This is a genomic window from Microcystis sp. LEGE 08355 (genome assembly GCF_015207185.1).
Taxonomy (GTDB): Bacteria; Cyanobacteriota; Cyanobacteriia; order Cyanobacteriales; family Microcystaceae; genus Microcystis; species Microcystis panniformis.
Genome location: NZ_JADEXI010000074.1, coordinates 1 through 12,820, shown reverse-complemented (window position 1 = coordinate 12,820; position 12,820 = coordinate 1). Strand labels below are relative to the sequence as shown.

Annotated in this window: 1 protein-coding gene; it reads left to right on the top strand. The window is 43.1% G+C overall.

The window, feature by feature from the left end; translation table 11 throughout:
- A partial coding sequence (locus IQ242_RS05920; protein WP_193959342.1) for a Calx-beta domain-containing protein occupies positions 1 to 12,820 on the top strand: 12,820 nt, incomplete at both ends.

The window sequence follows — 12,820 nt, the reverse complement described above, 5'->3', positions numbered from 1 at the left end:
CATTGATAACACCACTGGAAATCCAGTTCTGATTGACATTAATTCAGGAGGTAGCAGTTCATGGCCGAGTAATTTAACCAATGTCAACGGGACACTGTACTTCCAAGCTTCTACCCCGACGAGTGGTTCTGAACTGTGGAGAATTGACCCAGCGACGGGAACCCCCAGTGTCATTCAGGTTGTATCCGGCAGTGGCAGTTCTTCTCCGCAAAACTTGCTCAATGCTAATGGCGTTCTCTATTTCACTGCCTCTAACAGTGCTAATGGTCGAGAACTTTGGAAACTTGATCCAACGACAGGCAATCCAGTCTTTTTGAAGGATATTTATGTCGGCAGTAGTAGTTCTAACCCCGGCAATTTAACCTACAGCAACGGTAAACTATACTTCACTGCTGATAATTACAGCCAAGGGATAGAGTTATGGCAAACCGATGGCACCCCAGAAGGTACAGCTTTAGTTAAAGACATTAATGCCACAACCTTGGGTTCTAGTCCCAGCAACTTTATTAAAATTGGAGACATCCTCTATTTCACCGCTAACGATGATGTCAATGGCACCGAACTGTGGCGAGCGAATCCGGCTACTGGCGTTGTCTCCCTGTTAGATATTTATCCCGGAAGTAATACTTCTAGTGTGAGCAACCTAACGGATGTCAATGGTACACTGTATTTTACGGCCAATAATGGCACTAACGGAACAGAACTTTATCGCATTGATAACACCACCGGAAATCCCGTTCTGATTGATATTCGTTTAGGGTCAAGTAGTTCCAGTCCTAGTAATTTGACGAATGTCAACGGGACGCTCTACTTTACCGCTAACAATGGCAGCAACGGGACAGAACTTTATCGCATTGATAACACCACAGGCAGTCCGACTTTAATTGATATTGTGTCGGGTAGCAGTAGTTCTTCTCCCCAAAATTTGACTAATATTAACGGCGTTTTGTACTTTTCCGCATCCAACAGCGATGCGGGTCGGGAACTGTGGAAAGTTGATCCCGCCAATAATTTACCGATATTAGTCAGCGATATTCGCTCTGGCAGTAGCGGTTCTGATCCCACTAATCTAATTTTTGGTGGAGGGACTGTATATTTTACCGCGAATAATGGAACCAACGGAATAGAACTTTATCGTGTAGATCCGACCACTGGAAACATCGTCCTGTTGGATATTAATACCGGTTCAGGAAGTTCCAACCCCCGCAATCTAATTGATATTAACGGCACCCTCTATTTCACCGCCACTAATAGTCTTAATACAGAGCGGTTTTACAAAATTGACCCCACAACTGGCCAACCAGTACAACTGAGTGTACCTAATTTATTAAACGATAATGCCGCCTACCTTGACCAATTTACCCGGGTAGGAGACCGCCTCTATTTCCGCAATCAGACATACAATAATGACTATACAATTTACCGTCCCCTTTATACAATTGACCCCGCCACAGGCAATGTTGTCCAGGTTGCCGGCGCTCAGTATGTCAACTACCTAACCAATGTCAATGGCACGCTCTATTTCCAAGCCTATAATTCTGCCAGTGGCTACGAACTTTACCGAATCAACAACACCACAGGTAATGCCGTAGTAATTGATGTGGTAACAGGGAGTGGTAGTTCATCTCCCCAGAACTTTACTAATGTCAATGGCACAGTCTTTTTTACAGCAACTAACAGTGCCAACGGGACAGAATTATGGAAGCTAGATGCCAGTGGTAATCCAGTTTTAGTTAAAGATATTCGCACCGGAAGTAATAGTTCGAGTCCCAGTAGTTTGTTCGTCATCGGCAATACCCTCTACCTAACGGCTGACAACGGTATCAATGGAGTGGAATTATGGGTTAGCGACGGCACCAGTGCGGGAACAGTTCTAGCTAAGGATATTAACGAAAGGAGTCCCAGTTCCAACCCCCGCAATCTAATTGATATCAATGGCACCCTCTATTTCACCGCTAATAATGGTGTTAATGGGGAGCGGTTTTACAAAATTGACCCCACAACCGGTCAACCGGTGCAACTGAGTGTACCTAATTTATTAAACGATGATGCCGGAAACCTTGACCAATTTACCCGGGTAGGAGACCGCCTCTATTTCCGCAATCAGACATACAATAATGACTATACAATTTACCGTCCCCTTTATACAATTGACCCCGCCACAGGCAATGTTGTCCAGGTTGCCGGCGCTCAGTATGTCAACTACCTAACCAATGTCAATGGCACCCTCTATTTCCAAGCCTATAATTCTGCTACTGGAAGCGAACTTTACCGAATCAACAACACCACAGGTAATGCCGTATTAATTGATGTGGTAACAGGTAGTGGTAGTTCATCTCCCCAGAACTTTATTAATGTCAACGGTACAGTCTTTTTTACGGCAAACAACAGTGCCAACGGGACAGAATTATGGAAGCTAGATGCCAGTGGTAATCCAGTTTTAGTTAAAGATATTCGCACCGGGAGCAATAGTTCGAGTCCCAGTCGTTTATTCGCCATCGGCAATACCCTGTATCTTACGGCTGACAACGGTATCAATGGAGTGGAATTATGGGTTAGCGACGGCAGCAGTGCGGGAACAGTTCTAGCTAAGGATATTAACGAAAGGAGTCCTAGTTCCAACCCCCGCAATCTAATTGATATCAATGGCACCCTCTATTTCACCGCTAATAATGGTGTTAATGGGGAGCGGTTTTACAAAATTGACCCCACAACCGGTCAACCGGTACAACTGAGTGTACCTAACTTGTACCAAGATAATGCCGCTTACCTTGACCAATTTACCCGGGTAGGCGATCGCCTCTATTTCCGCAATTCCTACTATGATAATACCTTCACGATTTACCGTCCCCTTTATACAATTGACCCCGCCACAGGCAATGTTGTCCAGGTTGCTGGTACTCAGTATGTAGAATATCTCACCAATGTCAATGGCACGCTCTATTTCCAAGCCTATAATTCTGCTACTGGAACCGAACTTTACCGAATCAACAACACCACAGGTAATGCCGTATTAATTGATGTGGTGACAGGTAGTGGTAGTTCATCTCCCCAGAACTTTATTAATGTCAACGGTACAGTCTTTTTTACGGCAAACAACAGTGCCAACGGGACAGAATTATGGAAGCTAGATGCCAGTGGTAATCCAGTTTTAGTTAAAGATATTCGCACCGGGAGCAATAGTTCGAGTCCCAGTCGTTTATTCGCCATCGGCAATACCCTGTATCTTACGGCTGACAACGGTATCAATGGAGTGGAATTATGGGTTAGCGACGGCAGCAGTGCGGGAACAGTTCTAGCTAAGGATATTAACGAAAGGAGTCCTAGTTCCAACCCCCGCAATCTAATTGATATCAATGGCACCCTCTATTTCACCGCTAATAATGGTGTTAATGGGGAGCGGTTTTACAAAATTGACCCCACAACCGGTCAACCGGTACAACTGAGTGTACCTAACTTGTACCAAGATAATGCCGCTTACCTTGACCAATTTACCCGGGTAGGCGATCGCCTCTATTTCCGCAATTCCTACTATGATAATACCTTCACGATTTACCGTCCCCTTTATACAATTGACCCCGCCACAGGCAATGTTGTCCAGGTTGCTGGTACTCAGTATGTAGAATATCTCACCAATGTCAATGGCACGCTCTATTTCCAAGCCTATAATTCTGCTACTGGAACCGAACTTTACCGAATCAACAACACCACAGGTAATGCCGTATTAATTGATGTGGTGACAGGGAGTGGTAGTTCATCTCCCCAGAACTTTATTAATGTCAACGGGACAGTCTTTTTTACGGCAACTAACAGTGCCAACGGGACAGAATTATGGAAGCTAGATGCCAGTGGTAATCCAGTTTTAGTTAAAGATATTCGCACCGGAAGTAATAGTTCCAGTCCCACCACGCTCTACGCAGTTGGCAACGTCTTATACTTTACCGCTGATGATGGGGTGAATGGTCGAGAATTATGGCGTAGCGACGGGACAGCACAAGGTACAGTTCCTTTAGAAATCTATATCGGCTCCAGTACCCCAAATGTAAGTAATTTGATTGATCTTGGCGGAGTTCTCTACTTTACCGCTAATAATCCCACTTACGGAACCGAACTCTGGCGCATCAACTTTACCACTGGCAATCCTGAAGTTGTGGATGTTCATTCAGGTGCATCAAGCTCCAGTCCTGCTAACCTAACTAATGTCAATGGCACACTGTATTTTACCGCTACGACTAGCGCAACTGGGACAGAACTTTATCGCATCAATAACACCACAGGAAATCCAGTTCTGATTGATATTAATTCAGCCGGAAGTGGCAGTTCATCGCCGAGTAATTTAACCAATGTCAACGGGATACTTTACTTTACCGCCAACAATGGCACCAACGGTACAGAACTTTATCGCATTGATAACGCCACCAGCAATCCGGCTTTAATTGATATTGTGTCGGGTAGCAGTAGTTCTTCTCCCCAAAACTTGCTCAATGCTAATGGTGTTCTCTATTTCACTGCCTATAATAATACAACTGGGTGGGAACTGTGGAAAGTTGATCCGACGACAGGTAATCCAGTCTTCCTCAAAGATATCTATGACGGCAGTAATAGTTCTAGTCCCGGCAATTTAACCTACAGCAACGGTAAACTATACTTCAGTGCTGATAATTACAGCCAAGGGATAGAGTTGTGGCAAACCGATGGCACCCCAGAAGGTACAGCTTTAGTTAAAGACATTAATGCCACAACCTTGGGTTCTAGTCCTAGCAACTTTATTAAAATTGGAGACATCCTCTATTTCACCGCTAACGATGATGTCAATGGCACCGAACTGTGGCGAGCCAATCCGGCTACTGGCGTTGTTTCTCTACTCGATATTTATCCCGGAAGTAATACTTCTAGCGTCAGCAACCTAACAGATGTCAATGGCACACTGTATTTCACGGCCAATAATGGCACTAACGGAACAGAACTTTATCGCATTGATAACACCACTGGAAATCCAGTTCTGATTGACATTAATTCAGGAGGTAGCAGTTCATGGCCGAGTAATTTAACCAATGTCAACGGGACACTGTACTTCCAAGCTTATACCCCAACGAGTGGTTATGAACTGTGGAGAATTGACCCAGCGACGGGAACCCCCAGTGTCATTCAGGTTGTATCCGGCAGTGGCAGTTCACACCCCTATAACTTGCTCAATGCTAATGGCGTTCTCTATTTCACTGCTTATAATAATACAACTGGGTGGGAACTTTGGAAACTTGATCCAACGACAGGCAATCCAGTCTTTTTGAAGGATATTTATGTCGGCAGTAGTAGTTCTAACCCCGGCAATTTAACCTATAGCAACGGTAAACTATACTTCACTGCTGATAACGGGGTAAATGGCGTAGAGCTTTGGACAGTAAATGTTGACCAGATAACTACCATTGGTGTTGTTGAGAAAACCGGAAATGAGGATCAGGTTATTCCCTTTACAGCTAATGACTTTGCCAGTGTCTTTAACAGTGGTAGTGGTGTCCCCCTAGCCAAAATCAAGATTATTAACTTACCGAGTAACGGACTTCTTAAGTTAAATAATAGTCCAGTTGCTGTTGAACAAGAAATTGCTGTAGCAAATTTAGGCAATTTAACCTTTACCCCAAATACCAACTACAACGGAATCGCTGGTTTTACTTGGAACGGTTCGGATGGAACCAATTACGCACTTAACCCATCAACCGTAGCTTTAACTATTAACTCAATTAACGATGTTCCCACCCTTGCTAATCCCATTACCGATACCAGTATTTTTAGCAATCGGTCTTCCAATTTCACTATTTCTGCTAATACTTTCCAAGACTCCGATGTTGGCGATTCTTTAACCTACTCAGCCACCTTAGCCGATGGCAGTACCCTTCCCAGTTGGTTAACCTTTAATGATCGCACTTTTAGTGGTAATCCTAGTGCGGCCCAAGCGGGACAATATGATCTAAAAGTTATAGCAACCGATCAGAGTGGTGCTTCCACAAGCGATAGCTTTGTCTTGAGTGTGGTGAATAGCGCTCCGACGAATATCACCTTAGATAACAGTACTGTTCCTGAAAACAGCGCTAATAATACTGTTATTGGCCTGCTAAGTGCCTCGGATAACAATACTAACGATACTCATACTTTTAGTCTGATTAATAATGCCGGTGGACGATTTGCGATCGTTAATAATCAATTGGTGGTCGCTGATGGTAGCTTATTGGATTACGAAACCAACACCCAACATACAATCCGAGTCAAAGCGACTGACAATACAGGATTATCCTACGAACGCAACCTCACGATCTCTATCTCTAATGTCGCAGACGATCTCGCTGGGGTCTTGTCCTTTACCACCTCTGCGTTTAGCGTCAACGAAAATGGTACAGCGGTGAATGCTGTTACCCTACAAAGGACTAATGGTAGCGAAGGAACGGTCAGTGTTAATGTTTTATTAAGTAATGGGACGGCGGTCTTTCCCGATGACTACAATTCCCTAGCTGTCCCTGTAGTTTTTGGTCCCGGAGAAACCAGTAAAACCGTAACCCTTCCTATTGTCAATGATTCTGATTTTGAAGGGAATGAAACCCTAAATCTAACCCTCAGCAGTCCCACTGGTGGCGCAACCTTAGGGACGCAAACTACAGCTACGTTAACCATTGTTGATAATGATTTACCAACCGTTTCCCTCGCGGTTTCTCCTGCGAGTGTGACAGAAGATGGAACAAGTAATCTTGTTTACACCTTCACTCGGACTGGCAATACAGCTAATCCTCTCACTGTTAGTTTTAATGTAGGAGGAACTGCAACTTTTAATAATGACTATGCTCAAAATGGTGCGGCTAGTTTTAACAGTACCAGTGGAACGATTACTTTTGCTGCGGGTTTGGATACAGCAACTTTAACCATTGACCCCACAGCAGATAGTATATTTGAACAAGATGAAACAGTTAGTTTGACTCTGGTTTCTAGTGCTAATTATAATCGGGGAACAACCAATACAGTTACTAGCACTATTATTAATGATGATGTTAATGCGGGTGTTCTCTCTTTTAGTAATTCTCAATTTGGCGTTAATGAAGATGGTACTGTCGTTAATGCTGTGACGATTAATCGTACAGGAAATACTACAGGTGCAGTTAGTGTAACAGTTAACCTAACAAATGGAACAGCAACGGCACCATCTGACTACAATAACACCCCAATTACCGTCAACTTTGCTAATGGGGAAACCAGTAAAACCGTTACCATTCCCATCGTTAACGATAGCCAATTGGAAGCAGACGAAACCTTCAACTTAAGCCTCTCTAATCCTCAAGGTGGCGCAATATTAGGAACCCAGACTACAGCAGTTTTAACCATTCTTAATGATGACTTACCGCAACGGGGAAGCATTAACCTCAATAACAGCAACTACACCGTCAACGAAAACGGAACAGCCAATATCACCCTAACTCGTACTAATGGAAGTGACGGGGAAGTTAGCGTTATCCTAACCCCTAGTAATGGCAGTGCAGTCGCAGGAGACGACTATACTAATACACCCATCACCGTTAACTTCGCTAATGGTGAGACCAGTAAAACTGTTACTATTCCTATCGTTAGCGATAATGAATTTGAGTTTTATGAAACTGTCAACTTAACTTTAACTAATCCTACGGGTGGAGCAACATTAGGCAATCAAAGCACTGGCAAACTTATTATTTCTCCTGATTTTACTCTTAATGGAGTTGCCAAACAAACCCTAGATATTAATAATACTAACCCAGTTTTACGCCTTACAGATGGTTTGTCGCAAAGCGGCAGTGCATTCTTGACTAATCGTATCTCTTTAGAGAATAACGCATCTTTTAGCACTGCCTTCCAGTTTCAAATTTCTAATCCTCAAGGAATTGCTGATAATGACGGACAAGGAGCCGATGGTTTAGTATTTGTTGTACAAACAGTGGCTAATAACACTGGTGGTAGCGGTGGGGGAATTGGTTACTCTGGAATTAATCCCAGTCTAGGGATTGAATTTGATACTTATAACAATGGTTCAATTGATGATGATAGTGGCAATCATGTAGGAATTAATATTAATGGTAATATTGATTCTGTGGTACTTCAGCCTATTCCGACCCGATTGAATAATGGCAATATCTGGACGGCGTGGGTCGATTATAATGGGGTTGATAGTTTATTAGAAGTACGTCTCGCCTCAACAAATCAGCGTCCAGATAATCCCTTGTTCTCCTATAGCGTTGATCTTATTTCTGTTTTACAAACTCCTAACGCCTATATTGGATTTACCTCTGGAACGGGTGCAGCTAGTGGGTATCATGACATTTTAAGCTGGAATTTTAACACTACTTATAACCCTATTTCAGCTGGAAAAATTGCCTTTAGTTCTCCCAGTTATAGTATTAACGAAAATGGCAGCATTATTGCGGCGGTAACAATCAATCGAACTGGAGGAAGCTTCGGAGAAGTTAGCGTTACCTTAACCCCCTCAAATGGAAGTGCGATCGCCCCTAATGACTACAACAACACCCCCATAACTGTCACCTTTGCTAATGGCGAAACCAGTAAAACTGTTACTATTCCTATTGTTGATGACACCATTTATGAACCAACAGAAACCGTCAACTTAACCATCTCTAATCCCACAGGTGGCGCCACCTTAGGAACCCAACAAACCGCCACCCTGACGATTATTGATAATGACGCAGTACCAGGAGTCATTCAATTTAGCAATGGGACTTATTCAGTTAATGAGAATGGAACCCCTGTTACCGCAGTTACTTTAACTCGTAGCAATGGAAGTGATGGCGCAGTTAGTGTCAGAATCAATCTAACAAATGGAACAGCAACTGCACCATCTGACTACAATAACACCGCAATTACGGTTAACTTCGCCAACGGAGAAACCAGTAAAACCGTCACCATCCCCATCGTTAACGATAGCCAATTTGAAACAGACGAAACCATCAATCTCAGTCTGTCTAATCCCCAAGGTGACGCAATATTAGGAACCCAGACGACAGCAGTTTTAACCATTCTTAACGATGACTTACCGCAACGGGGAACAATTAACCTCAATAACAGTAACTACACCGTCAACGAAAACGGAACAGCGAATATCACCCTAACTCGGACTAATGGAAGCGACGGGGAAGTTAGCGTTATTCTAACTCCTAGTAATGGAAGTGCAACCGCAGGAGACGATTACACTAATACACCCATTACCGTCACCTTTGCTAACGGACAAACCAGTAAAACTGTTACTATTCCTATCAATAATGACACCATTTATGAACCAACAGAAACCGTCAACCTAACCCTTTCCAATCCCACAGGTGGCGCCACCTTAGGAACCCAGCAAACCGCCACTCTAACGATTATTGATAATGACGCAGTACCAGGAGTCATTCAATTTAGCAATGGGACTTATTCAGTCAATGAAAATGGAACCCCTGTTACCGCAGTTACTTTAACTCGTAGCAATGGAAGTGATGGCGCAGTTAGTGTCAGAATCAACCTAACAAATGGAACAGCAACTGCACCATCTGACTACAATAACACCGCAATTACGGTTAATTTCGCCAACGGAGAAACCAGTAAAACCGTCGCCATTCCCATCATTGATGACAGTATCTTTGAAGCCACAGAAACCATCAATCTCAGTCTATCTAACCCCACCAACGGCGTAACAATCGGCTCACAAAACAGCGCAATTGTCAATATTATTGACAACGACTTTAAACCCACCTTAACCGTTAATATTAGTAGCGAACAAGTCACCGAAGGTAACACCATTCAGGGAACAGTCACCCGCAATACCGACACCACAGACCCCTTAACAGTAACCCTCGTTAGCAGCGACAACACCCAACTAACCGTCCCGACGACAATAACCATTCCCGCTGGGTCAAATTCAGTTAACTTTAACCTGAATGCGGTTGATGATACATTAATAGAACTAGCAAAAAACTACACCATTATTGCCACAGCACAAGGATTTGTTAGTGGTTCAGATACCCTAGCAATTATTGATAATGATGCAGTTACGTTAACCCTCAATATTCTCCCCCCTTCTGAAGGGGGGCCAGGGGGGATCTACGAAAATGGGGGTAAAACAACAGCAACAGTTACTCGTAATCTCGTTACCGATACCCCACTACAGGTACAACTATCCAGTAGTAATATTAACGCCGCAACCGTCCCTGCTACTGTTATCATTCCCGCCAATCAAGCATCTGTCACCTTTGAAATAACCGGAGTTGATGATACCGTTTTAGATGGTAATCAAACAGTTACCATCACCGCCAAACCTACCTATACAGGGACAAACTTAGCAACCGATACAGGAACCGCAACCACTAATATTAATATCATCGATAACGAAAGTCCCAGTTTAAAAGTCGTTATTGACAAAGATGTTATCTCAGAAACAGGAACCGCAACAGCAACCCTTACCCGTAATACCAATACCAGCAGCGACTTAATTGTTACCCTCAATTCCAGCGATACCACCGAAGCAACAGTCCCCAACACAGTAACAATTGCTGCGGGACAAACTTCAGCCACCTTCACTATTACCGGAATTAGTGACGGAATCAATGATGGAAGTCAAACCGTTAATATTACCGCTTCAGCAACAGGATTAAATAGTGGCAGTGATAGCTTAGAAATCACAGATATTAATGTTCCTGATTTAGTCCTCACTCAATTACAAGGAATCCCCCCAACTTATACAACCAAGCAGTCTCAATTTACCTACACAGTCACCAATAACGGGATTATCGCCGCGACGGGAAGTTGGAAAGACCGAGTTTATTTATCAACCGATAATAAGTTAGACACCAACGACACCTTATTAGGAGAATTTGGCTTAGGAAGTACAGAAACTCCAGCCAATTTATTACCCGGAACATCATACAATCGCACAGTAACTTACTTTGCTCCCCGTAATCCAGGACAATATTACCTAATTGGGGTGACAGATAACGGAAATACCGTTAATGAAGGAGTCACAATAGGGGAAAGCAATAATACAACGATTACCCCAGTAACAGTAACACCTGCTTATCGTGGTACGGTTTATTCTGACACAGAAACTGCCATCGCCGGTAATCCCGTCACTCTCCGGGGACAAGCATTAAGTAATAGTGATAATTCTCCTGTAGCGTTTGAATTTGTCAAAGTCCGGGTAGAGAATAAAGGAAATATTCGAGAGTTTGATGCGTTTACCGATGGAAATGGTAATTTTGTCCGTCAATTTACTCCCTTACCCGGAGAAGCGGGAACTTATAATATCAATGCTTATTTCCCGGGGTTTGCGAGTGAAGATACTACCCCAGAAGATAGTTTTACTCTCTTAGGAATGCGGTTTGAACAAAATGACCAATTCTTAACGCAGGTTTCCCAAAAGATTACCGAAGGAACCACCTTTAATGGGTCAGTGAAACTACAAAACCTGAGTAATCTAAGCTTATCGGGATTAACTGCTACAGTCAATGGTGCGCCAAGTGATTGGACAGTCAATGTCACCCCAGAGAAAACAAGTTTAGGGGGTAATGAAGAAATCACGGTTAATTACAGTATTAATGTCCCCGATGATAAATGGAGTTATTACAACTTTGGTCTGGGATTAAGTACCGCTGAAGGCGTTACCGCAAATCTACCAATACGAGTAGATGTGGCGCGACTATTACCCCGTTTAGTGGCAGATACCAGCAGTTTACAAGCTTCGATGTTGCGGGGAGGTCAAACAATAGTCGAGTTTACGGTTAGTAATCAAGGGGAAATTGCGTCAGGAGAATTAAATATTCTGCTTCCTAATGCTTCTTGGTTAAAGTCCGCTTCTGCGGTCACTTTACCGTCTTTAAATCCCGGTCAATCAACTAAAGTATCCTTATTATTACAACCATCAGCGACCCAAGAGTTAACAGTTTATAACGGAAATGTAGTTATTTCCGGGGATGAAGCATCCTTAAGCTTACCGTTTAATTTCCGTGCGATTTCGGAAGCGAAAGGGAATTTAAATATTAGTGTTGTTGATGAATTATTCTTTTTTGCGGAAGGTTCACCCAGGTTAGAAAATGCGACAATTACCCTATTAGATCCCTTTACAGGAACCGTTATTTCCTCAGAAAAAGATGCCGATGGGATATTGTCTAAAACTGATTTAGCAGAGGGGTATTATAAACTGCGGATTACTGCGGATAACCATGATGCTTATGAGCAGAATATTTATATTGGTGCGGGAGAAACAGAGGATATTCAGGCATTTTTGTCAAGACAAACAGTTAAATATACCTGGACAGTAACACCGACAGAAATTGAAGATCGATATATTATTACGGTTCAATCGACGTTTGAGACTGATGTTCCAATTCCTGTAGTAACAATTGACCCGCCTTTAATCGATTTAAAAGATTTACAAGCAATTGGTCAAGTCATGCAAATTAACATGACTGTGACTAATCATGGGTTGATTGCGGCGAATGATATTGCCTTAAATTTACCTGAACATCCCTTCTATAAGATTGAGCCTTTAATCAATGGGGTTGACATTTTAGCCGCCAAAAGTTCGATTACCATCCCGGTAAGAATTACCCGTATTGCGGACTTTGACACTTTGCCTAGCAATAGTGGTGATATTAGTACATCTTCTACACCTCAAGTACCTTGCTCGATTTCATGGGGATTGAGTTATGACTATGAATGTGCTGGGGAAAAAATTAAGCGTGCAATTCCTATTCCTGTCTTGAATGTAGAAGGTAACTGCTCTGGTACTGGCGGCGGTGGCGGCGGCGGCGGTTTTAGCCGC